Raw genomic sequence first — 22,264 nt, 5'->3', positions numbered from 1 at the left:
CTGGTTAACGATTTAGTGCCTGCGCCCATTTTTGAGCGGCTTCATCAAGAAGGCGGTAAACGAATTCAAACGCTTCAGCGCTTTTTCTGTAGGGATCGGGGACTTCCTTCTGCCCTAACCAGTGGGCAAAAAGCATCGTTTTACCTCTGACCTCCGGCGCCAGCCGGCAGACGGCATCAACGTGCCCCTTTTCCATCACCAGAATCAGCGAATACTCACGGCACATTTCTTTTGTTAACTGCCGAGCGACATGATCGTCCAGCGACAGATTATGTTGCTGTGCAACGGCCGTAGCACTTTTATCTGCAGGTTTACCCACCAGCGCGCTAATTCCCGCGGACGCAATGTCCTTCTGTGGCAAATGCTGCCTTAGCAACCGCTCACCCGTTGGTGAGCGGCAAATATTGCCGACGCAGACAACCAAAATAGAATCAAACATTACAGCGTCCTCTACGGCCAGTTACGAATACGCAAAGTACCTTCCGTCAGGTTGTTGAAACCATCGATTGTCGGCACCAACTGCGTGATCAAACGGTTCCAGCGGGCCACAGGCGCGGCGGTCACATAAACGATATCGTAAGGTTTAAGGTGGAATTCAGCCCCCATCACCAGCGCTGTCGCATCCGCCATATTCAGCTGATAGATATTCGCCAGTTTGTTCCCTTCGGTACCGTGCAGCGGACGGATAACAAATATCCCGGTCGCGTCGGCACTGGCCTGGGAAATGCCTTGCGAGGAGCCCAGGGCTTCGGTCAAGGTCATACCGCTGCGATCCATTTTCAGCGTTGCCGGGGTTTTCACTTCCCCCATCACGAACACTTTCAGATCGTCGTTGCGCGGGATATACAGGATGTCGCCAGGATAGAGCAGACGGTTTTGCGTCAGATCGCCATTTTGCATCAGCCGCTGTAAAGACAGGGTCTGTTCTTTACCGTTATGGGTCAGCACGATATTGCGCCAATCGGCATTTTCCGTCAGGCCGCCGGCGGCGTTGATGGCATCCATCACCGTCAGCGGGACGTTGGTGATCGGTTGTTGGCCGGATTTGGCGACCTCGCCGGTAACATAGGCTTTTTGCGAACGGAATGCGGCAATATTGACGTCAACCTGAGGGCTTTCGATAAACTGGGCCAGACGGTTGGCAATTTGATCGCGGATCTGCGAAACCGTTTTACCGACCACGTTCACCTTGCCGATATACGGATAGAAGATGCTGCCATCGGAATGTACCCAGTTACCGGTATCGCTGGCGCTACGGTACTGCCCCGCCGGGGTGGTCAGTTCCGGGTGATCCCAGACGGTAACGTTCAACACGTCGCCAACGCCGATACGGTATTCATAATTACGCAGCGATGCGTCTAACTCGTTGTTGGGCTGGGCAACCACTTTGTCAGGGCGCATGCGGTCAAGCAGTTTCGGCGTCATCGGGTATACATTGACCAGCTTGTCAATATCGAAGTCCGCATCTTCCTGTTTGACAACATCCTTGCCTGATGTAGAGAGGTGGGTCCCCGGGAATATGGTGCAACCACTGAGTATGCTGAGTGATACCAGTAGCGATATCATTTTCAATTGTCGTTTTGCCATCAAATTTTCATCACTTCAAAGTAAATGTATCTGCAAAGCTACAATACTAGCCAGCCTTGGCCTCGTCGCTGTAGCTTTACCAATATGCCTCGGTATATTTCCCCAGCGCGTATGAGGAAAACCTGCAATAAAACTTACAGCGTTTATCTGTTATTGAATTAGATAACGGTATTGTTATTAACAAGCGCAACGTACAAAAAAACACCAGCAGCACGCCACCTTCGCTGTTGAGCACATTATCTGTTGCCTTATTTGTAACCGACCACCGCGTATTGGCGCTGGCACAACGCCCAGGCCAGATACCCCTTACGGCTTACGGTCCAATACTCAGTAACAGAATGTATACCATTATACAAAATGAAACAGTGACTTTTCCTAAAAATTAACTGGCGCGGCAGGATCCTCGTCAATAAATACTGATTAAACGCGGATCGCAGGTCAAATTACAGCGTCAGTTGATTGGCCCATGCCTGGAATGCCTTACCCTGAGTCGGGTGGCGCAGGCCATAGGTGACAAACGCTTTCAGGTAGCCGAGCTTCTCGCCACAGTTAAACGATTCCCCCACCAGCTCCATCGCCTCGACCGGCTTGTTTTTCAACAATGACGCGATGGCATCAGTCAGTTGAATACGGCCCCAGGCACCGGGTTCGGTCTGCTCGAGTATCGGCCAGATATCGGCTGACAGCACGTAACGGCCGACGGCAGAATAGTTTGAACGCAGTTGGATCTCACGCCCCGGCTTTTCGATAATCGAGGTCATACGGGCGCTTTCACCCGGTTGCAGCGAATTGGTCTCGCACTCGACGACCGAATAGTCATGCAACACGTTTTCGTCCGCTGCCTGCACCAAAACCTGGCTGAGACCGGTCTGTTCAAAGCGCGCAATCATGTGCGGCAGATTGTCTTTGCTCAAGTCGGCCTTGGCATCGTCCAGCAAAATATCCGGCAGCAACACCACGAACGGTGAATCACCTACCAGCGGTTTGGCACAGAGAACCGCGTGTCCCAGCCCTTTCGGCTGCCCCTGGCGAATATGCATCAGGGTCACGCCTTTCGGGCAGATGGATTGCACCTCGTCCAGAAGTTGACGCTTCACCCGCGCCTCAAGCATCGCTTCCAGTTCAAAAGAAGTATCGAAGTGATTTTCGATGGCATTTTTAGACGAATGCGTAACCAGAATGATCTCTTTGATGCCGGCGGCCACGCATTCATTCACGATATATTGAATTAATGGTTTATCAACGATCGGCAACATTTCCTTCGGAATCGCCTTGGTAGCCGGCAGCATGCGCATACCCAGACCAGCAACAGGAATAACGGCTTTCAACTTGGTCATGGTAATCCTCTTCAAATATTGTGATCGTAAAAGCGTCACTCAGGGTTGCTTCAACGCCTGTTTTAGCCACTGGCTAAAACCTTCGCCTTCGGTTTTATGACGCAAACCATATTGTACAAATGCTTTCATATATCCCAGTTTATCGCCACAGTCATGTGATTTACCGCTCATATGAAAAGCTTCAACGGTTTCCTGCCCCATCAGCATGGCGATGGAATCGGTCAACTGAATTTCGTTACCCGCACCCGGTGGTGTTTTCTCCAGCAGCGGCCAGATATCCGCCGACAGCACATAACGGCCAACCACTGCCAGGTTAGACGGCGCCTCGTCACGCGCCGGTTTTTCAACCACTGCGGTCATCGGGGTACTTTCCCCCGCCGCAAGCGCCACACCGCCACAGTCAACCACGCCGTATTTCGACACGTCTTCTTCTGGCACCGGCTCTACCATAATCTGGCTATAACCGGTTTCGGTAAAGCGCTCGATCATCTTGGCCAGGTTTTCCTTATGCAAATCGGCGGTGGCGTCATCAAGCAATACGTCCGGCAACAACACCACAAACGGCTCATCACCCACCATCGGCTTGGCACACAGTACCGCATGCCCCAGTCCCTTCGCCTGCCCCTGGCGTACCTGCATGACGGTCACGTCCGGCGGGCAAATGCTTTGTACTTCTTCCAGCAGTTGGCGCTTAACGCGTGATTCCAGTACGGCTTCCAGCTCAAAAGAGGTGTCGAAGTGGTTTTCGATGGCATTTTTGGACGAATGGGTCACCAGCACGATGTCTTTAATGCCTGCGGCCACACATTCATTAACAATGTACTGAATCAATGGCTTATCGACCACCGGCAACATTTCTTTAGGAATGGCTTTTGTTGCAGGCAGCATTCGGGTTCCCAAACCCGCCACGGGGATTACAGCTTTCAGTCTCTTTTGCATCTTATTTACCTACAATCAAATAACTTATAAATGTAGCTCAATCACACCACTCTGGTTTGATTTGCCCGCATATCAGCAGCGTTCAGACACGCTACCGCCCTTGGCTTTCAGCTACCAATGCACTGTCATCGATGTCCTGCGGCCGGCTTTGTTGTTCCCGGACTCGCCTGGTATTCCGTCACTGTGTGCTGTAAGTGGTATGCAGCTCACAGAAAACTAAAAAAGAAGTATGTCCTTATAAGTAAACGATGATACTTGTTAACGTTTATGTGGCTAAGATTCTTATACTATTGCGGTATCGATACAAGCCAAACATGGCCTATGGATAGCCTTTTCAGAATAAGACTACCAAAACAGAAATATTCAACGGTTTTTCGTCACAGAATAACAACATAACCAATTGATTTTATGATTTTTTTACGGCGACTATTTTAAATGAATTGTCAAAATCACTGTGGAAAAAAGTCCAATTCTGCGCACTGAAACGTCTTTTTTTTCGTAAAATTCAGACTATGCCTCACTTTTGCGGGCGGTTTTATACGCAAGTAAAACGCATAAAAAACCACCAATCGATAATCACCCCATCAGATCTTGATTTGAATTTTCTCATCACAGCACCCATCATTGTTTTTACGGCATAAGCCGTTGAACAAATAAGGTGCAAACGGACGTATGGAATGGATCGCTGATCCAACAATCTGGGCGGGTTTGGCCACGCTGGTGGTGCTGGAAATCGTCCTGGGAATCGACAATCTCATTTTCATTGCCATCCTGGCAGAAAAGCTGCCCCGGCAGCAGCGAGACAAGGCGCGTGTCGTCGGCCTACTGTTGGCGCTGCTGATGCGCCTGGTGTTGCTGGCCTCCATATCCTGGCTGTCAACGCTGACCAAACCTCTGTTTAGCCTGCTGGATCAACCGTTTAGCGGTCGCGATCTGATCATGCTTACCGGCGGGGTATTTCTGCTGTTCAAAGCGACGATGGAGCTGAACGAACGGCTGGAAGGTAAAGACGAAGAACAGCAGGGGCAGCGTAAAGGCGCGCGGTTCTGGCCCGTGGTGGCGCAGATCGTGGTGCTCGATGCCGTGTTCTCGCTGGATTCGGTCATTACCGCGGTGGGGATGGTCGATCATCTGGCGGTTATGATGCTGGCAGTCTGTATCGCCATCGGCTTGATGTTGTTGGCCAGCAAGCCGCTTACGCGCTTTGTCAACGCCCACCCGACCATCGTTATCCTGTGCCTGAGTTTCCTGCTGATGATCGGCTTCAGCCTGGTGGCCGAAGGGTTTGGCTACCATATTCCCAAAGGATACCTGTATGCGGCGATTGGCTTCTCGGTAATGATTGAGGCGCTCAACCAGCTAGCGCAGTTTAATCGTCGGCGTTTCTTGTCCAAGGTTCGACCGCTACGTGAACGTACCGCCGAGGCGGTGCTGCGGATGCTGAGCGGCAGGCACGAAGACGCCGAAGTCGACCGGGAGTCGGCCGACCTGCTGGCCGACAGCGAAGGCGAAGAGATCTTTAATCAGCAGGAACGGCATATGATCGAACGGGTGCTCGGCATGGCACAACGTACGGTCAGCAGCATCATGACATCACGCCATGACGTTGAATACCTTGAGCTTAACGATCCGCAACAGAAACTCAGACAGCTGCTGGAAAAAAACCAGCATACGCGCATCGTGGTAACCGAAGACAGCGCCAGCGACGAACCGCTCGGCGTGATACACACCATCGACGTGCTGAAACAGCAGTTGACGCAGCAGACGCTGGATCTGCGCAGCCTAATCCGCCAACCGCTGATTTTCCCCGAGCAACTGACGCTGCTTGGCGCGCTGGAACAATTTCGGCTGGCGCAGACCCACTTTGCCTTTGTGGTCGACGAATTTGGTTCGCTGGAAGGTATCGTTACTTTGACTGACGTGATGGAAACCATCGCTGGCAACCTGCCGGAAGCCGACGGCGAGCTGGATCCGCGCCATGACATTCAGCAAACTGATGACGGCGGCTGGATTGCTAACGGTTTTATGCCGCTGGAAGATTTGGTGATTTATCTGCCGCTGCCGCTGGAGGAAAAACGCGAATACCACACCTTGGCAGGGTTACTGATGGAGCATTGTCAGCGCATTCCACAGGAGGGCGAACGCTTGACGATCGGCGACTATCTGTTTGTACCATTGGAAATCAACAGTCATCGCATCATGCGGGTGAAAATCACGCCGCTGAATCCTCCCGACCCGGATTATGAGGTCTGAACCTTGCCGGGCGCGCATCCTCCCGCGCCCGGGCTCTGACGGTTAAAGATGCACCGGCACCAACAGCTCGGTGGCCACCACCACCACGATCAGTCCGACAATCACCGGCACCGAGGTGCGTTTAACCACTTCAAACGGCGAAATTTTGGCCATGCCGGCAACCGCGACTACCACCCCTGAAACCGGTGACAGCGTACGCCCCAGGTTGGAGGCCTGTAACATCGGAATCACCAGATACGCCGGGTTGACGCCCATCTGCGCTGCCAGTTTCGGGATCAGTTCAACAAAGGCATAAAACGGCGCATTGCCGGAGCCGGTGGTCATCGCCGCCAGCATGGTGATCACCACCAATACCAGCATCATGATGATGCCTCCGGTACCGAACGACTGCGCCATGCCTATCAGGCCGCTGATAAAGCCAATGGTGCTCAGCCCCTGGGCAAACACCCCGGCAGCCACCAACAGCATCACCACGCTGGCAAAGGCATCCGCCATGCCGCGGTAGGCCACCTCCAAACCGCTGAACACCGTTTTGGCATCAAAGCTGCGTACAAACTCGATCACCGCCGCCAGCAACATGCACAGCACCAATACGGTAATAATGTGCAGTTCCGGCCCCCACTTGCCGTCAAATACCAGCACGCCGAGGATCGGCGTAAACGGCAGTACGGCGTAAAAGCCCGGCGCGTGGGTGGTAATTTCGCTGACGTCCATGATGTGATGCTGCTCATTGCTTTTGTTGTCGAGATAGCGTTGCCAAAAGTAATGTGCCACCGCCATACAGGCAATGGCGGCAATCGAAATCGGCAGCGTGGTTTTGAAAGCAAAGTCCACCAGCGGCATTTCAGCCGCTTTGGCCGCCAATACCACGTCACCGGAGGTCGGCGCCAGAATGATCGCCGCCGGTGAGGCGCAAATGGCCGCGGCCGCGCCGCGACTGATACCGACGTTAACCATCAGTGGGAACAGCGTCGCCATCAGCAACACCCCCAGGCCGGTGGCAGAAGACACCGCCAGCGACATCAGACAGGCGACAATATAGGCGGCAACCATCAGCAAATACGGCGAGTTGATCATTTGCAATGGACGTGACGCCAGCTTGACCACCATATCGTTAGCGCCGATGTGGGTCATGTAGGCGGCAAAGCCACACAGCATCATGATCATCATGCCAAGGTCGCCACCGCGGCTCATCAACAGGATTTTGACGTATTCGAGAATATCAGTCGCGCCCCAGCCGGTCGCGGTGGCGCTGGCCGGCAACACGTTTTTCCCCATCGCCACGCTGATCGCCAACAACAGCAAGCCGCCGACCATCAACACACCGGTGGCAGAATAGCCCTTGATGATGTAACGCCCCACCCCCACCGCCACGATCACCCCAATCAGAAGCTCTATCATATTTCCCCTATCTCTTTTTATGCGAATTGTCCGTCAGAGCCGACAGAATCGAGCCTCACTGTGCCCAAATTCAGTATAAGGGAACATGACCTTTGTCAAAGGGGAAAAAGGAAAACAGTGGGAGAGTGCGATTTACCATCAGAAAAGCGGCGCGGGTAGCAGACCCCGCGCCGAACAGACTTACAGCTTATCGAGCAATTTCTTCAGATCCTGCCCTTCACGCGACTCTTTGTTTTTATCGGCCCATTTATTGAGTGCATCCTTGGCCCGGTTTTGCAGCGTTTTGCGCAACACCTGGTCGACCTGCAACTGATAGTTCAGCTGCTGCCATGGACCATAAACGCGCAGTGGAATCGGCGTTTTTTGCAGTTGTTCAATCAGTTCGCTGCGCCCTTGCCAGCCGCCGGTGACGCGTACATTCAGCCGCATGTCGCACTGCTTGCCCGGCATATCCAGCTTGCCGCCGCCGGTAATGTTCAGCATCGTCGAATCGGCATTCAGATCGCTAATGGTAATATCGCCATTATCCAGCTTGGCATTGGCACCGAGTTGACGCACTTCGGTATTACGCTGGTACTGATCCAGACCGCGCACGCTGCTGTCGTTGCGTGCCACCGCCTGTTGGATCAACTGCTGAATATTCAGGCCGTGCAGTTGAGCATTACTCATTGCCAACTGGGCGCTGCCCTGCCAGTGATGCTCGAACGACTGTGCGGTCAACCGGTCGCCAGTGAGCTCGCCGCGCATGGTCAATTGCCCGGTCATCACCTGCGGCAATGCGAAAGCCTTCAATACCGTTCCCAGCTCAACCGACGTCAGCTGTGGCTGAACGCCGATAATCGGCTTTTGTCCACGGGCGTCCAGTGAGCCAGGCAGGGAAAAATCACCGCCGGCCACGTGACCAGACAGGGTTTTCACCGCCAGCAGGCCACGCTGGTTTTCCGCCTGGAGATCAAGCCGGGTGATATCCATCCCGCGGTAGGTCAGTTGGTCAGCGCTGAGATGGAAGCGCGCGTCGAAATCACGCAGCGCCTGCATGTTTTTTTGCTGCTCTTCACCGGCGCTGGCAATCACCGGCGCACCGGCCATCGCCTGCATTGGCTGCTCACCCTGGCCGGCATTACTACGCCAACCGGAAAGTGCATCCATATCCAGGTGCGGCGACGAGAGTTCAACCACGTAGTTTGGCACATCGCCAAGGCTGATATCGGCTCGGCCCTTCAGTTGGCTGTCATTGACGCCAAGCATCAGGTCATTGAGCGTCAACTGCCGTGGATCCTGCTGGTACACCGCCCGTACCGAGCCCTGCCCCTTGATGCCGCCGGTCGGGATATCAACCCCTTCGAGCTGATAGTTGAACTGATTTACCGTGGTGCTGAACTGACGCGGGAATTGCTGCAAGTCCAGGTCCGCCGACAGATTGAAGGTCAAATCGCGCTGATCGCGGTTAACCCGACTGGACAGTTCCATTTCCGCCTGTCGGTCACCGCTGCGCTGCATCGTCAGATTAAGATCGCGTACGTTGATCTGTTCATTGTTGGCACGTTGCCAGATCAACAGACTGTCGGCGACGCGCAGGTTATCAATATCGAATTTCCACGGCGTATCTACCGATTCGACGCTACTGCCACCGGGCGCGATCGGCGCATCCGTTCGGCTTTGTTGTTCACTGTCCGGCGTGAGACGAATCACCGCGTTTTTCAGCATCACCTGTTTGACGAACAGCTGATGCGACAGCAGCGGCAACAGCTTGACGTCAAGACGCATATTTTCCGCGCTGACCACTGGCGCCTTGGCTCCCGGGGCGGTCAGGGTCATGCGGCCGGCCAGAATGCTCAGCTGCGGCCAGACGTGCCAGCGCAGATCGCCCTCCAGCGTCAGCTGGTAGCCACTGCGCTGTTCGACCTTTTTGACCATGTAACTACGGAAATCATTTGGATTGACCAACAGCACCAAGGCGGACATTCCTGCCACCAGCACCACCAGTAAAATCACCAACGTCGTCAATAATCGTCTCATGCTTTCCTCTTGTCAGCGCGCGTCCGCGCGGCACCCGCCGCGGTTAGTCCTTGTCTATACGGCTGGCCACAGCGCCTTGCTGGTCCTTGTACTTCGCATCTTGACGGCTGTTGTACGGCCGAGCAGCCGGGCCGGACAAGGGTTCAAAGCTCAATGCGCCGATCAGCATACCGGGGCGCAGAGCCAACGGCAGCTTACCTGAATTATAGAACTCCAGAACGATTCGCCCCTGCCAGCCGGGGTCGATACGGTGCGCAGTGACGTGTACCATCAGGCCAAGTCGCGCCAGTGAGGAACGCCCGTCCAGCCAGCCGACCAAATCATTGGGCAACGTCACAGATTCCAGCGTTACCGCCAGCGCCAGTTCGCCGGGGTGCAGAAAGAAGGCCTCGCCTTCCGGCAACACGATTTCGTCGCTCATCACGCGATCCAGCGCGGCGCTGACTTCATCCTTCGGCCCGCTGAGATCGATAAATGCCGCGGTATGTCCACGAAATACGCGGAACTGATTGCCCAAACGGACATCCACTGTGGCCCCGTTAATCCGCTCTACCGGCGGGCGCGGCGAAATAACCAGTTTTTCGCTATCCAGCCAGGCTTCAATATCACGGTCGCACAGTCTCATCTTTGTTTCTCCATCAGGGCGCATTAACTACCACAAAAATTGCCATACAACGGGCAAAAGGTCTACGTCAGGACGTAAATAGTTGACTACAGGCCGGAATTGGCACTCCCGGCCCGGGGCTGCATCATTCAAAGAACTGGCTGATTTTGGCTTTCAGAATGTCAATCGCGATGCGGTTCTTGCCGCCGCGCGGCACAATGATGTCAGCGTATTGCTTGGAAGGTTCAATAAACTGCAAGAACATCGGGCGGACGGTTTTCTGGTATTGCGCCATCACCGAGTCCATCGAGCGCCCACGTTCGTTCACGTCACGCTTCATGCGACGCATCAGGCAAATATCCAGCGGCGTATCAACGAAGATCGAGAAGTTCATTTCCTGGCGCAGGCGAATATCGGTCAACAAGAGTATCCCTTCCAGAATAATGACCTTTTTCGGCTCCAGGTGCACCGTTTCGGTTTTGCGCGTGTGCTCGGTGTAACTGTACAACGGCAGCTCAATGGCCTTGCCGGCCTTCAGCGCCTGCAGGTGCTGAATCAGCAGGCTGTGATCCATGGCGCTAGGATGATCGTAGTTGGTCTTGACCCGTTCTTCCATGGTCAGGTGAGTCTGGTCTTTGTAATAACTGTCTTCAGGGATCACGCCAATGTGTTCATCGCCAACCTGATCGCGCAGTTCGCGATACAAGGTGCTGGCAATAAGGCTTTTCCCAGAGGCAGATGCGCCAGCTATACCAATAATGACGCACTGATGCGGCTTGTCAGTCATAAAATTAAAGACCTGAATTCGTAATGTGAGGAGGGGGATATAAAACGCGACAATTATAGGGAGTTACCGGGCTTTGCGCCAGCACTTAGCGGACACGGCGGCAAACCAGGCCAATATTGTCAGATGATCAAAGGCCAAATGCCGTTTTCAGAACATTTACGCTAGGGCATTACCCCAAGCTAAAGTAGAATTGTTGAACATTTTCACAGATTTTTATTCAGGCTGGTTATGCGTCTCAACCATCGCCTGCTTTATTGACGGATTCCGAAGCAACCTTGATGAACTGGCATTTTCTTACCTTCTTTGGTGATAGCACCTTGCTACTGCCAAGCGCAGCGATCGTGTTTATTCTGCTGCTACTGTCACCCGCCAGCAGCAAACGCACCTGGCAATGGGTAATGCTGTTTGGCGCCGTCGGTGGCGTGGTGTGCATTTCAAAACTGGCATTTATGGGCTGGGGCATCGGCAGCCGCGAATTTGACTTCACCGGCTTCAGCGGCCACTCCGCGCTATCGGCCAGTATCTGGCCGGTGATGCTGTGGCTGTTGACCGGGCGCTTCCCGACAACGGTGCGCCGATTAGCCATTATCGTCGGTTACCTGCTGGCATTCGCCGTTGGCTATTCCCGCTTGATGATCCATGTACACTCCACTTCGGAAGTGGTGACCGGTCTGGCGTTAGGTGTGATAGTCAGCGCTACCTTCCTGTTCTTGCAGCGCGGCGTCGAACCTCCGCGGCTGTCGCTGCGCAGAAGCGTGGCGGCATTGGCTTTGCCACTGTTGTTGGTCAATAGCGGCAAAGCCGCGCCGACCCAGGGGCTGCTTGAACAGATAGCGGTGACCATTTCCCCTGCCAGCAAGCCGTTTACCCGTGCCGATTTGCACCGCAAGCCGGTATCGCCGGCGTCGGTGTCACCTGATGCCCGCTAACCATGCCACGGCGGCCAGCGGCCGTTTCTGCCCGCGAGGCGAGCGGCAATGGTCAGCGCAGCCCAAGTAAAAAACCCCGGACACTGTCCGGGGTTTTGCTTTTCATGCCTGGGCATTGCCGACCATTACAGCGCTCTGAAGGCGATTTCCGTCGGGATCGCTTCGCCCTGCCAGTACATCTGCGCGGCCACGCGCCCGGCCAGTTGGCGGTACATCTCGGCGAACTCACTGTCCGGCCGGCTAATTACCGTCGGTTGGCCACGGTCCAGATCTTCACGCAGCGATATGTGCAACGGCATCTGCCCCAGCAGGCGGCTGTGGTATTTCTGTACCAGTTTCTCGGCGCCACCGGTGCCGAAGATCGGCTCATGGTGACCGCAATTGCTGCAAATATGCACGCTCATGTTCTCGACGATGCCCAACACCGGCACATGCACCTTTTCAAACATCACGATGCCTTTTGCCGCGTCCAGCAGAGCGATGTCCTGCGGCGTAGTCACCACCAGCGCGCCGGTCACCGGAATGTTCTGCGACAGCGTCAGCTGAATGTCGCCGGTGCCCGGCGGCATGTCCAACACCAGATAATCCAGATCCGGCCACAGCGTATCCTGCAACAGTTGCATCAGCGCCTTGCTGGCCATCGGGCCACGCCACACCATGGCATTGTCGTCGGTCACCAGATAGCCGATTGAATTGGTCGCCAAACCGTGCGCCATGATCGGTGCCATATGCTGGCCGTCCGGCGAGGTTGGCCGCTGGTTTTCGGTACCCAGCATGTTGGGGATCGACGGCCCGTAAATATCGGCGTCAAGAATGCCGACCTTTGCACCTTCCGCCACCAGCGCCAGCGCCAGATTGACTGCCGTGCTGGATTTTCCCACCCCGCCCTTGCCGGAACTGACGGCAATAATATTGCGTACGCCCTTGACGCCCGCCTGATCGTTGGCGCGTTTCAAGGTGCTGATATCGTGCTTCAGCTTCCAGTCGATGGCACGGGCGCCGGTGACGCGCAGCAGTTCGTCGCTCACACCGCTCTTCAGCGCTTCAAAACCGCTGTACCAGGCAAAAGGCATGGTCAGTTCGATATGCAGTACATCATCCAGCAACGCACAGTGATGAATCGCTTTCAGCGCCGTCAGGTTGTTTTTTAGCGTCGGGTGTTCAAAGGCGGCCAGTACACCGGTCACCAGGGCACGCAGAACTTCGGGATTGCTCTGCTCGGGGGATTTTGCGTTCATCCCGGCTCCTTGATTTTAATAGATAGCGAATAAATGGCGTTATGCTCAAGCATATCAGAACTGCACCACGGCTGGCGCGTACAAGACAAAAGAAACCGCCCTAGCCGCGACGCGTGCGATCGGTTAACATCAAAGCCCCTTTTATACATAACAGAAAGCAAGTTCTCACTATGGCTCAAGTCGCGAAAAAATTATTGGTGACGTGCGCGCTACCGTACGCAAATGGTTCCATCCATCTCGGCCACATGCTCGAGCATATCCAGGCAGATATCTGGGTTCGTTACCAACGAATGCGCGGCAACGAAGTTCATTTCATTTGTGCAGACGACGCGCACGGTACCCCTATCATGCTGAAAGCACAGCAAATGGGTATCAAGCCGGAAGAAATGATTGCCGAAATGAGCCAGGAGCACCAACAGGATTTCGCCGGTTTTGGCATCAGCTATGACAACTATCATTCAACCCATAGCGATGAAAACCGTGAGCTGTCGAGCCTGATTTATGGCCGCCTGAAGGAAAACGGTTTTATCAAGAACCGCACCATTTCTCAGCTGTACGATCCGGAAAAAGGCATGTTCCTGCCGGATCGCTTCGTGAAAGGTACCTGCCCGAAATGCAAATCACCGGATCAGTACGGCGACAACTGCGAAGTGTGCGGCGCTACCTACAGCCCGACCGAGCTTATCGATCCTAAATCGGCGGTATCCGGCGCCACGCCGGTGATGCGCGATTCCGAACACTTCTTCTTTGATCTGCCGTCCTTTAGCGAAATGCTGCAGGCCTGGACACGCTCCGGCGCATTGCAGGAGCAGGTGGCCAACAAGATGCAGGAATGGTTCGAGTCGGGGCTGCAGCAGTGGGACATCTCGCGTGACGCACCGTACTTCGGCTTTGAAATCCCGGATGCGCCAGGCAAATATTTCTACGTCTGGCTGGATGCGCCAATCGGCTATATGGGTTCGTTCAAGAACCTGTGCGACAAGCGCGGCGATCTGGACTTCGATGAGTTCTGGCGCAAGGACTCCACCACCGAGCTGTATCACTTTATCGGCAAGGACATCGTCTATTTCCACAGCCTGTTCTGGCCGGCAATGCTGGAGGGCAGCAACTTCCGTAAACCGACCAATCTGTTCGTACACGGCTACGTCACGGTCAACGGCGCCAAAATGTCCAAGTCACGCGGCACCTTTATCAAGGCCGGCACCTACCTGCAGCACCTGGACGCCGACTGCCTGCGCTATTATTACGCGGCCAAGCTGTCCTCGCGCATCGATGACATCGACCTGAATCTGGAAGACTTCGTGCAGCGCGTCAATGCCGATATCGTCAACAAAGTGGTGAACCTGGCCTCGCGCAACGCCGGCTTTATCAACAAGCGCTTTGGCGGCAAGCTGGCAGCCAGCCTGGCCGATCCGGCGCTGTACCAAACCTTCACCGATGCCGCAGACAGCATTGCCGAGGCTTACGCCAGCCGTGAATCCGGCCGCGCCATCCGTGAAATCATGGCGCTGGCGGATCTGGCCAACCGTTATGTGGACGAGCAGGCACCGTGGGTGGTGGCCAAGCAGGAAGGCCGCGACGCCGATCTGCAAGCCATCTGCTCGATGGGCATCAACCTGTTCCGCGTACTGATGACCTACCTGAAGCCGGTGCTGCCGTCACTGACCGAGCGCGCCGAAGCGTTCCTCAACGGTGAACTGAGCTGGGAAGGCATCCAACAACCGCTGCTGGATCACACGGTCAACCCGTTCAAGGCGCTGTTCAATCGTATCGATCTCGACAAGGTAAATGACATGGTCAACGCATCCAAGGAAGACATGGCTGCCAGCCAGGCCCCGGTTAGCGGCCCGCTGGCGGACGATCCGATTCAGGAAACCATTACCTTTGATGATTTTGCCAAAGTGGACATGCGTATCGCGCTGATCAAAAGCGCCGATTTGGTCGACGGTTCCGACAAGTTGCTGAAGCTGCAGCTGGATCTGGGCGGTGAGAGCCGGCAGATTTTCTCCGGCATCCGTTCCGCCTATCCGGATCCCAAGTTGCTCGAAGGCCGGCTGACCATCATGGTGGCTAACCTGGCACCACGTAAGATGCGCTTTGGTATTTCCGAGGGCATGGTGATGGCCGCCGGTCCTGGCGGAAAGGAAATCTTCCTGCTGAGCCCTGACAGCGGCGCCCAGCCGGGTATGCAAGTAAAATAATCATCAACGTCTAGTGAGAGCCGGGCTTGCCCGGCTTTTTTATGCCCGTCGCCTGCCAGTCAAACATTTCGCTATAACGCCAGCCAAAAAGTCATAACGAAGACAATTCCCTATCAAAACCCTTCTGGTTATGATGCTAGCCAGACAAAATAGACGTCTGGATAGCAAGACTGCTATTTACCTTTTAATCGGCCAGACTTACCTGCTTCGGAGTTGATAATGAAAACGATAAAAATCTCTTTGCTTGCGCTGGGCCTGTTTAGCGCGCTGCCGTTATACGCCGCGCCAGACGCAACGCTGGCAGCGGTACCGGCCGCCATCGCCAATCATCAGGGGCCAATCCGCGTGGCGGTGATCCGCAATCTGGGGTCCGATGACAACACCACTCAGTTCCTGGCCGGCGCCATTCAGGAAGGCCGCAAACTGGGGTTCAAGGTGGATACGTTCCTCAGCAATGGCGACGATGCCCGCTTCCAGGATTTCGTCAATCAGGCCATCAGCCAGAAATACGATGGCATTATTCTTTCGCAGGGGCGTGCCCCCTACTCCACCGATCTGGTGAAGCGTATTGCCGCCGCGGGTATTGCCGTGTCCGCCTTTGATACCGACGTCAGCGGCATTATTCCCGGCGTGACCGTTTCCCAGCAGGATGACGCCTCGCTGGCCAATGAATCCTTCGGCCAGTTGGTGAAAGACTTCAACGGACGTGCCAACATCATCAAACTGTGGGTGGCCGGTTTTCCGCCGATGGAACGGCGTCAGGCCGCCTATCAACAATTGCTCAAGCAACACCCCGGCATCCATGAGCTGGAATCGATCGGCGCGGTGTCTTCCGACGTGCAGGGCGATACCGCCAACAAAGTCGGCGCGGTACTGGCCAAATACCCGAAAGGCAAGATTGACGCCATTTGGGGAACCTGGGATGCCTTTACGCAAGGTGCCTATAAGGCATTGCAGGAAAATGGTCGCAGCGAAATCAAGCTGTACAGCATTGATATCTCCAATCAGGACCTGCAGCTGATGCGTGAAGCCGGCAGCCCATGGAAAGTCAGCGTCGCGGTAGACACCAAACTGATCGGCGCGGTAAACCTGCGGCTTATCGCCAACAAAATTGCCGGTGAAACTACGCCGGCAAGCTACCAATTCAAGGCCGCCGCCATTCCGCAGGCGCTACTGGTCAGCCAACCGGGGCCGGTAAACGTGGCCAGCCTGGGCAAAATCATTCCCGGCTGGGGCAGCAGTGACGATTTCGTCCAGCCATGGTTTGCCACGCTACAGTCACAGGCAGGCAAATAAGCTGTTTTAAGCGGGGGCGACAGCGGTTGCCCCTTTTTTGTGCTTATTTTCCATCAGCCCCTTTCCTGTTTGCCAAAATGCGCTATGTTATCAACACTGTGTTAATAACTGTATGCATAGACAGGCATTGTCATGAAGGGATTCCCGGCGCAAATCAATACCTTGTTGGCCAGTTCGTTACTGCTGACCATTGGCCGCGGCGTTACGCTGCCATTCATTACCATTTATCTCACCGAACATTTCCATCTGTTGCCTAAAAGCGTCGGCATCATCCTTGGTCTCAGCCTGACGATCGGCATTCTCAGCAGCCTGTATGGCGGCTATCTGGTGGACAAGTTCAACAAAACCACCCTGATTGCGCTTTCCATGCTGTTGTTCGCGCTGAGCTTTTTCATTATTCCCTGGATTGCGCAACCGGGCAGCATAGTCATCGTGCTGGCGGTGCTGCATACCGCATATGCCGTGCTTGGCATTACCATTAAAGCCTGTTTCGCCGAATGGCTGCCGGTAGCGCAGCGCATCAAGGCGTTTTCGATCAATTACACCCTGGTGAACGTCGGCTGGGCGATCGGCTCATCGCTCGGCGTACTGGTGGCCGGCTTTAGCCCCTTGCTGCCGTTCTACCTTTCCGGCGGCCTGGCACTGCTGACGGTAGTGATGGTGAACCTGAGACTGCGCCAGCAACAGGCGCAGCCGCAGGTTACCCGCCAATCGGACGCGCCCACGGTGATGCCCAGCTTCCGCCAGACGGCAAAAATCCTGCGTCAGGATCGCCGGCTGATCTACTTTACCCTGGGCAGCACGCTGGGCGCGGTAGTGTTCGGCCAGTTCACCGGTTATCTGTCGCAGTACCTGATCACCGTCTCCAGTGCCGACTTCGCCTACCGGGTGATTGGGCTGGTGATGATCGTCAACGCCTGTATCGTGATTGCGTTACAGTACCTGCTGAGCCGCGGCATGCGGCAGGACAACATTCTGCGCTGGCTGACGCTGGGCACGCTGTTTTTCATTATCGGCCTGCTGGGCTTTCTGTTTGCCGGCCAGTCGCTGTGGCTGTGGGCGACGGCCATGGCGGTTTTCACCCTCGGCGAAATCATTGTCATCCCGGTGGAATACATGTTCATCGATTTCATTGCTCCCGGGCATTTAAAAGGCAGTTACTATGGCGTGCAAAACCTCAGCAATCTGGGAGGGGCCATCAATCCGGTACTGTGCGGCCTGTTGCTGAGCTATGCCGCACCGGCGCTGATGTTCGTCATGCTGATTGCTGCCGCACTGTTCAGCCTGCTGTTTTTCTTTCTCGGACATCGGCTGGCGCAACGACAGCGGCTGGCACAGGAGGCGTAACCTACACTTGTTCCATGCCGTCAATAGCGCCTAATGGCATCGTATGCATAGACAGGATTCATGGCGTGTTTTGTGGCCAAGCTCACAGTTTAATTGTATGATGAATACATCAGTTAAACAGGAAAGAATCATGACCAACCTATTCGCACTGTGTTGGAAATACCTGCGGGCCTTCGCTTTAATTTATCTCTGCCTGTTTGCCGGCAATGCGATTTCCGCCCTTTTACCCATCACCATCCCCGGCAGCATCATCGGCATGTTGCTGCTGTTTGCGCTGCTGTCATCGCAACTGCTGCCAGCCAAATGGGTGCGTCCGGGCTGCAACGTCTTCATCCGTTACATGGTATTGCTGTTTGTGCCGATTGGCGTCGGTGTCATGCAATATTATCGGCAGATTGTCGATCATCTGGCGCCGCTGCTGGTGTCCTGCCTGGTCAGTACCGTGCTGGTACTGGTGGTGGTGGGTTATTCCTCCCACTATTTTCACCGCGACCGTAGCCTGGCCGCTGGCAAGCGCGATGCCAAGGAGGACAAATGATGGATAACATCTGGTGGTCGTTACCGTTAACGCTGGTGGTGTTTTACGCGGCACGGGCGTTGTCGCAGCGACTGAAAATGCCACTGCTCAACCCGCTGCTGGTGTCGATGGCCATCATCATTCCTTTTCTGCTGTTCACCGGTATTCCTTACCAACGCTACTTCCAGGGCAGCAAGATACTGAACGACTTTTTACAACCTGCGGTGGTGGCGCTGGCCTTTCCGCTGTATGAACAGATACACCAGATCCGCGCACGCTGGAAGTCGATCATTACCGTGTGCTTTATTGGCAGTCTGACCGCGATGATCAGCGGCGGCGCCATCGCGCTGTGGATGGGCGCTACGCCAGAAATCGTCGCGTCAATCCTGCCAAAATCGGTCACCACGCCGATCGCCATGGCAACGGCGGAATCGATCGGCGGCATTCCGGCCATCAGCGCCGTCTGCGTGATTTTTGTCGGGATTTTCGGCGCTATTTTCGCCCACCCCCTCTTCAACCTGATGAGGATAAACACCAAATCTGCACGTGGTCTGGCGATGGGCAGCGCATCACACGCCCTGGGGACCGCGCGTAGCGTAGAACTGGACTATCAGGAGGGCGCATTCAGCTCACTGGCTCTGGTTGTCTGCGGGATTATTACCTCGTTATTGGCGCCGTTATTGTTCCCGCTGCTGTTGCATCTGTTTGCCTAAGGCCAAAACTTGCGATACATCTCGCAATAATGATTTCTATTACATGAATTTCACCAATAAGGAGATCTTAATCACACTTTATTGATGGCGGGCTGCCTAGAATGCCCTATCCAATTAATTCGAGATTGCATTGCGGCGGCTGCCTGCAAAAGCCTGATACGTCAGGCGTGGCGCAAACCGCCAACGATGTGAATCGGTAACAGCGGCCTCCCCGTTAATCAATAGAGAGACCTACCATGCATACGCGTTTTCACACCGCTTTCAGCCAATTGCCCGCTTCCTTGCAAAGCGCCCTGCAGCCTTATATGGACACACCTGATTTCCCGGCGATGTTCGACCTCAGCCAGGTTGAGGCAATCAAGCAGCGCTGCGGGCTGGATGATGATGCCCTGGCATTTGCCCTGCTGCCGCTGGCGGCAACCTGTTCCTTAACCCCGATCTCACATTTCAACGTCGGTGCCATCGCCCGCGGCGTCAGCGGCAATCTGTATTTTGGCGCCAATATGGAATTTCACGGCGCGCCGATGCAACAAACCATCCATGCCGAACAATGTGCAGTGACCCACGCCTGGCTGCGTGGCGAACGCTCACTGGCCTCCATCACCGTCAACTACACACCGTGCGGCCACTGCCGCCAGTTTATGAACGAGTTGAACAGCGGCGGTGAACTGCAAATTCGCCTGCCGGGGCGCGACGCGGCCACGCTGGCAGATTATCTGCCGGATGCATTTGGCCCGCGCGATCTGGCTATCAGCACCCTGTTGATGGACCCGGTGGATCATGGTTTCCAACTGTCGCTGAACGACCCACTGGACCAGGCGGCGCTGAACGCCGCCAACCGTAGCCATGCGCCCTACAGCAACGCCCACAGCGGCGTAGCGCTGGAAACCGCCGAGGGTAAAATCCATGCGGGTCGCTATGCCGAAAACGCCGCCTTCAACCCAAGCCTGCCGCCGTTACAAGCGGCACTGGTACTGTTAAACCTCTCCGGCGGCGATTGCCGGCAAATCCGCCGCGCGGTGCTGGCGGAGCCGCAGAGCGCCATACTCAGCCAATGGGATGCCACCCGCGCCACGCTGGCGGCGTTGGGTTGCGACGCGGTCAGCCGTATCACCTTCTGACGCCTTGGACGCGGGGCCGTTCGGCTCCGCAGCTACCAGTCCCGCCGGCCAAATACAATGCCATTCATCTTCTAAAACACTTTTTTTAGTTAAAAAATGATTTGAACGTCGATAATTTCATCAATTTGCCTCATGATCCGATAACAATTGCTGTACATATTTTCCTTATCTTTTAGGATCACCAGTTATAAAAATTATCTGATACGTTAAGAGTAAACTGATGGAACTTGAATACGAAAGCAAACGCCCGCTGTATATCCCCTATGCCGGTCCAATTCTGTTGGAATTCCCGCTGCTCAACAAAGGCAGTGCATTTACAGAAGACGAGCGTAGCCATTTCAATCTGCACGGCCTGCTGCCGGAGGCGGTAGAAACCATTGAAGAACAGGTTGAACGTGCCTATCGTCAATACCAGGACTTCAAAAACGACAACGACAAGCATATTTATCTGCGCAACATTCAGGACACCAACGAAACGCTGTTCTACCGCCTGCTCGATGCCCACCTGAGCGAAATGATGCCGATCATCTACACGCCGACGGTCGGTGAAGCCTGCGAGCACTTCTCGGACATTTATCGCCGGGCACGCGGTCTGTTCATTTCCTATCCGAATCGCGACCGCATCGACGATATGCTGCAAAACGCCACCAAGCAGAACGTTAAGGTGATTGTGGTTACCGACGGCGAGCGCATTCTCGGCCTGGGCGATCAGGGCATTGGCGGCATGGGGATCCCTATCGGCAAGCTGTCGCTGTACACCGCCTGCGGCGGTATCAGCCCGGCCTATACGCTGCCGGTAGTGCTGGACGTCGGCACCAACAACCCGCAACGCCTGAACGATCCGCTGTACATGGGCTGGCGTCATCCGCGTATCTCCGGTGACGAATATCACGCGTTTGTCGAAGAATTCATTCAGGCGGTCAAGCGTCGCTGGCCAAACGTACTGTTGCAGTTCGAAGACTTTGCGCAAAACAACGCTACGCCGCTGTTAAACCGCTACCGTGACGAAATCTGCTGCTTTAACGACGACATCCAGGGCACCGCTGCAGTCACGCTCGGCAGCCTGATCGCCGCCAGCCGCGCCGCCGGTAGTCAATTGCGCGACCAGACCGTCACCTTCCTCGGCGCCGGCTCCGCCGGTTGCGGTATCGCAGAGCAGATCATCGCGCAAATGAAGTCGGAAGGCCTGAGCGAAGACGAAGCCCGCGCCCGCGTCTTTATGGTTGACCGTTTCGGTCTGCTGACCGACAAGCTGCCGAACCTGCTCGATTTCCAGAGCAAGCTGGTGCAAAAAAGCGAAAACCTGACCGCGTGGGACGTCTCCAACGATGCGATTTCGCTGCTGGACGTGGTACGCAACGCCAAGCCAAGCATTCTGATCGGCGTTTCCGGCCAGCCAGGCCTGTTCACCGAAGAGTTGATCCGCGAAATGCATCGGCATTGCCCACGGCCGATAGTGATGCCGCTGTCCAACCCGACGTCGCGCGTGGAAGCTCGTCCGGAAGACATTATCCACTGGACCGACGGCGCCGCACTGGTGGCTACCGGCAGCCCGTTCGCCCCGGTGAATTACAAGGAACGGCAGTTCCCGATTGCCCAGTGCAACAACTCCTATATCTTCCCTGGCATTGGCCTGGGCGTGCTGGCATCCGGCGCGGCGCGCGTCACCGACGCCATGCTGATGGCCGCCAGCCGGGCATTGGCTGATTGTTCACCGCTGGCCACCGATGGCCATGGCGCATTGCTGCCGGATATCGATGATATTCAAGGCGTCTCCAAGTGCATCGCCATGGAAGTGGGCAAGGCGGCACAATTGCAGGGCGTGGCGGTAGTCACCTCCGAAGAGGCGCTGTCCAAAGCCATCGAACACAACTTCTGGCGCCCGCAGTACCGCAGTTACAAACGCACCTCGTTTTAATCTGTCGATAAAAGCAACAGACCCGGCATGCCGGGTCTTTTTTTATGGTAAAAAGCG

General features: G+C 55.2%; 18 protein-coding genes. 9 read left to right on the top strand and 9 right to left on the bottom strand.

Translation table 11 applies throughout. The features are described from left to right. Positions 1 to 4 precede the first annotated feature (4 nt). From ACCC84_RS01210 to galU, 4 genes are all read right to left on the bottom strand, one after another. A complete protein-coding gene (locus tag ACCC84_RS01210; RefSeq protein ID WP_004965283.1) occupies positions 5 to 439 on the bottom strand; it encodes an arsenate reductase/protein-tyrosine-phosphatase family protein in 435 nt (144 codons plus the stop codon). A gap of 11 nt (positions 440 to 450) precedes the next feature. Further along, a complete protein-coding gene (locus ACCC84_RS01205; protein ID WP_004965286.1) occupies positions 451 to 1,587 on the bottom strand; it encodes a polysaccharide export protein in 1,137 nt (378 codons plus the stop codon). 443 nt (positions 1,588 to 2,030) lie between these two features. Then, the gene (locus ACCC84_RS01200) at positions 2,031 to 2,924 is read right to left on the bottom strand and encodes a sugar phosphate nucleotidyltransferase (RefSeq protein WP_004965288.1); all 894 of its coding nucleotides are present in this window, start codon (positions 2,922 to 2,924) and stop codon (positions 2,031 to 2,033) included. A 39-nt stretch (positions 2,925 to 2,963) separates the two neighbouring features. Further along, positions 2,964 to 3,863, bottom strand: coding sequence for a UTP--glucose-1-phosphate uridylyltransferase GalU (gene galU, locus ACCC84_RS01195; protein ID WP_004965290.1), 900 nt, complete (start codon positions 3,861 to 3,863; stop codon positions 2,964 to 2,966). A 672-nt stretch (positions 3,864 to 4,535) separates the two neighbouring features. Here galU and ACCC84_RS01190 point away from each other — a divergent pair. After that, positions 4,536 to 6,116 (top strand): TerC family protein, encoded by a 1,581-nt coding sequence (locus tag ACCC84_RS01190; RefSeq protein ID WP_004965291.1) that lies wholly within the window; start codon positions 4,536 to 4,538, stop codon positions 6,114 to 6,116. A gap of 42 nt (positions 6,117 to 6,158) precedes the next feature. Here ACCC84_RS01190 and dcuC read toward each other — a convergent pair whose 3' ends face one another. From dcuC to udk, 4 genes are all read right to left on the bottom strand, one after another. Continuing rightward, positions 6,159 to 7,517 (bottom strand): anaerobic C4-dicarboxylate transporter DcuC, encoded by a 1,359-nt coding sequence (gene dcuC, locus ACCC84_RS01185; protein WP_004965293.1) that lies wholly within the window; start codon positions 7,515 to 7,517, stop codon positions 6,159 to 6,161. Positions 7,518 to 7,697: 180 nt separating this feature from the next. Next, positions 7,698 to 9,536 carry an outer membrane assembly protein AsmA gene (gene asmA, locus ACCC84_RS01180; protein WP_004965295.1) on the bottom strand — a complete coding sequence of 613 codons (1,839 nt, stop codon included), beginning with the start codon at positions 9,534 to 9,536 and terminating at the stop codon, positions 7,698 to 7,700. Between the two features lie 43 nt (positions 9,537 to 9,579). Continuing rightward, on the bottom strand, positions 9,580 to 10,161 hold the full coding sequence (dcd, locus tag ACCC84_RS01175) for a dCTP deaminase (RefSeq protein ID WP_039992300.1): 582 nt from the start codon (positions 10,159 to 10,161) through the stop codon (positions 9,580 to 9,582). Between the two features lie 124 nt (positions 10,162 to 10,285). Beyond that, positions 10,286 to 10,927 carry a uridine kinase gene (gene udk / locus ACCC84_RS01170; RefSeq protein WP_004965297.1) on the bottom strand — a complete coding sequence of 214 codons (642 nt, stop codon included), beginning with the start codon at positions 10,925 to 10,927 and terminating at the stop codon, positions 10,286 to 10,288. 278 nt (positions 10,928 to 11,205) lie between these two features. On the opposite strand from udk, the gene ACCC84_RS01165 reads away from it, so the two are divergent. Next, on the top strand, positions 11,206 to 11,856 hold the full coding sequence (locus ACCC84_RS01165; RefSeq protein WP_443096490.1) for a phosphatase PAP2 family protein: 651 nt from the start codon (positions 11,206 to 11,208) through the stop codon (positions 11,854 to 11,856). 125 nt (positions 11,857 to 11,981) lie between these two features. On the opposite strand, the gene apbC is transcribed toward ACCC84_RS01165, so the two are convergent. After that, complete coding sequence (gene apbC / locus ACCC84_RS01160) at positions 11,982 to 13,094, bottom strand: iron-sulfur cluster carrier protein ApbC (protein WP_004965299.1); 1,113 nt, start codon at positions 13,092 to 13,094, stop codon at positions 11,982 to 11,984. A 170-nt stretch (positions 13,095 to 13,264) separates the two neighbouring features. On the opposite strand from apbC, the gene metG reads away from it, so the two are divergent. The 7 genes from metG to ACCC84_RS01125 all read left to right on the top strand — a co-directional run bounded on the left by metG (position 13,265) and on the right by ACCC84_RS01125 (position 22,207). Then, positions 13,265 to 15,295, top strand: coding sequence for a methionine--tRNA ligase (gene metG / locus ACCC84_RS01155; protein WP_004965300.1), 2,031 nt, complete (start codon positions 13,265 to 13,267; stop codon positions 15,293 to 15,295). Between the two features lie 219 nt (positions 15,296 to 15,514). After that, complete coding sequence (locus ACCC84_RS01150) at positions 15,515 to 16,591, top strand: sugar ABC transporter substrate-binding protein (RefSeq protein ID WP_004965301.1); 1,077 nt, start codon at positions 15,515 to 15,517, stop codon at positions 16,589 to 16,591. A gap of 132 nt (positions 16,592 to 16,723) precedes the next feature. Continuing rightward, positions 16,724 to 17,938: an MFS transporter gene (locus ACCC84_RS01145; protein WP_371901469.1), complete on the top strand. Its 1,215-nt coding sequence runs from the start codon at positions 16,724 to 16,726 to the stop codon at positions 17,936 to 17,938. 130 nt (positions 17,939 to 18,068) lie between these two features. After that, positions 18,069 to 18,476, top strand: a complete 408-nt coding sequence (locus tag ACCC84_RS01140) for a CidA/LrgA family protein (RefSeq protein WP_273867191.1) — start codon at positions 18,069 to 18,071, stop codon at positions 18,474 to 18,476. After that, positions 18,473 to 19,168 (top strand): CidB/LrgB family autolysis modulator, encoded by a 696-nt coding sequence (locus ACCC84_RS01135; RefSeq protein ID WP_088499631.1) that lies wholly within the window; start codon positions 18,473 to 18,475, stop codon positions 19,166 to 19,168. The genes ACCC84_RS01140 and ACCC84_RS01135 overlap by 4 nt, the downstream gene beginning before the upstream one ends. A 236-nt stretch (positions 19,169 to 19,404) precedes the next feature. Then, on the top strand, positions 19,405 to 20,289 hold the full coding sequence (gene cdd / locus ACCC84_RS01130; RefSeq protein ID WP_004965309.1) for a cytidine deaminase: 885 nt from the start codon (positions 19,405 to 19,407) through the stop codon (positions 20,287 to 20,289). Positions 20,290 to 20,509: 220 nt separating this feature from the next. Further along, on the top strand, positions 20,510 to 22,207 hold the full coding sequence (locus tag ACCC84_RS01125) for an NAD-dependent malic enzyme (protein WP_004965310.1): 1,698 nt from the start codon (positions 20,510 to 20,512) through the stop codon (positions 22,205 to 22,207). Positions 22,208 to 22,264 lie beyond the last annotated feature (57 nt).

This window comes from Serratia odorifera, from assembly GCF_041448735.1.
GTDB lineage: Bacteria > Pseudomonadota > Gammaproteobacteria > Enterobacterales > Enterobacteriaceae > Serratia_F > Serratia_F odorifera.
The sequence above is the reverse complement of the archived record's forward strand: the minus strand, read 5'-3'. Positions and strand labels throughout refer to the sequence as shown.

Bases quoted from the DNA above. Each gene is read 5' to 3' on its own strand.
- ACCC84_RS01210 (WP_004965283.1), bottom strand. From the start codon at position 439: ATGTTTGATTCTATTTTGGTTGTCTGCGTCGGCAATATTTGCCGCTCA.
- ACCC84_RS01205 (WP_004965286.1), bottom strand. From the start codon at position 1,587: ATGGCAAAACGACAATTGAAAATGATATCGCTACTGGTATCACTCAGC.
- ACCC84_RS01200 (WP_004965288.1), bottom strand. From the start codon at position 2,924: ATGACCAAGTTGAAAGCCGTTATTCCTGTTGCTGGTCTGGGTATGCGC.
- galU (WP_004965290.1), bottom strand. From the start codon at position 3,863: ATGCAAAAGAGACTGAAAGCTGTAATCCCCGTGGCGGGTTTGGGAACC.
- ACCC84_RS01190 (WP_004965291.1), top strand. From the start codon at position 4,536: ATGGAATGGATCGCTGATCCAACAATCTGGGCGGGTTTGGCCACGCTG.
- dcuC (WP_004965293.1), bottom strand. From the start codon at position 7,517: ATGATAGAGCTTCTGATTGGGGTGATCGTGGCGGTGGGGGTGGGGCGT.
- asmA (WP_004965295.1), bottom strand. From the start codon at position 9,536: ATGAGACGATTATTGACGACGTTGGTGATTTTACTGGTGGTGCTGGTG.
- dcd (WP_039992300.1), bottom strand. From the start codon at position 10,161: ATGAGACTGTGCGACCGTGATATTGAAGCCTGGCTGGATAGCGAAAAA.
- udk (WP_004965297.1), bottom strand. From the start codon at position 10,927: ATGACTGACAAGCCGCATCAGTGCGTCATTATTGGTATAGCTGGCGCA.
- ACCC84_RS01165 (WP_443096490.1), top strand. From the start codon at position 11,206: ATGAACTGGCATTTTCTTACCTTCTTTGGTGATAGCACCTTGCTACTG.
- apbC (WP_004965299.1), bottom strand. From the start codon at position 13,094: ATGAACGCAAAATCCCCCGAGCAGAGCAATCCCGAAGTTCTGCGTGCC.
- metG (WP_004965300.1), top strand. From the start codon at position 13,265: ATGGCTCAAGTCGCGAAAAAATTATTGGTGACGTGCGCGCTACCGTAC.
- ACCC84_RS01150 (WP_004965301.1), top strand. From the start codon at position 15,515: ATGAAAACGATAAAAATCTCTTTGCTTGCGCTGGGCCTGTTTAGCGCG.
- ACCC84_RS01145 (WP_371901469.1), top strand. From the start codon at position 16,724: ATGAAGGGATTCCCGGCGCAAATCAATACCTTGTTGGCCAGTTCGTTA.
- ACCC84_RS01140 (WP_273867191.1), top strand. From the start codon at position 18,069: ATGACCAACCTATTCGCACTGTGTTGGAAATACCTGCGGGCCTTCGCT.
- ACCC84_RS01135 (WP_088499631.1), top strand. From the start codon at position 18,473: ATGATGGATAACATCTGGTGGTCGTTACCGTTAACGCTGGTGGTGTTT.
- cdd (WP_004965309.1), top strand. From the start codon at position 19,405: ATGCATACGCGTTTTCACACCGCTTTCAGCCAATTGCCCGCTTCCTTG.
- ACCC84_RS01125 (WP_004965310.1), top strand. From the start codon at position 20,510: ATGGAACTTGAATACGAAAGCAAACGCCCGCTGTATATCCCCTATGCC.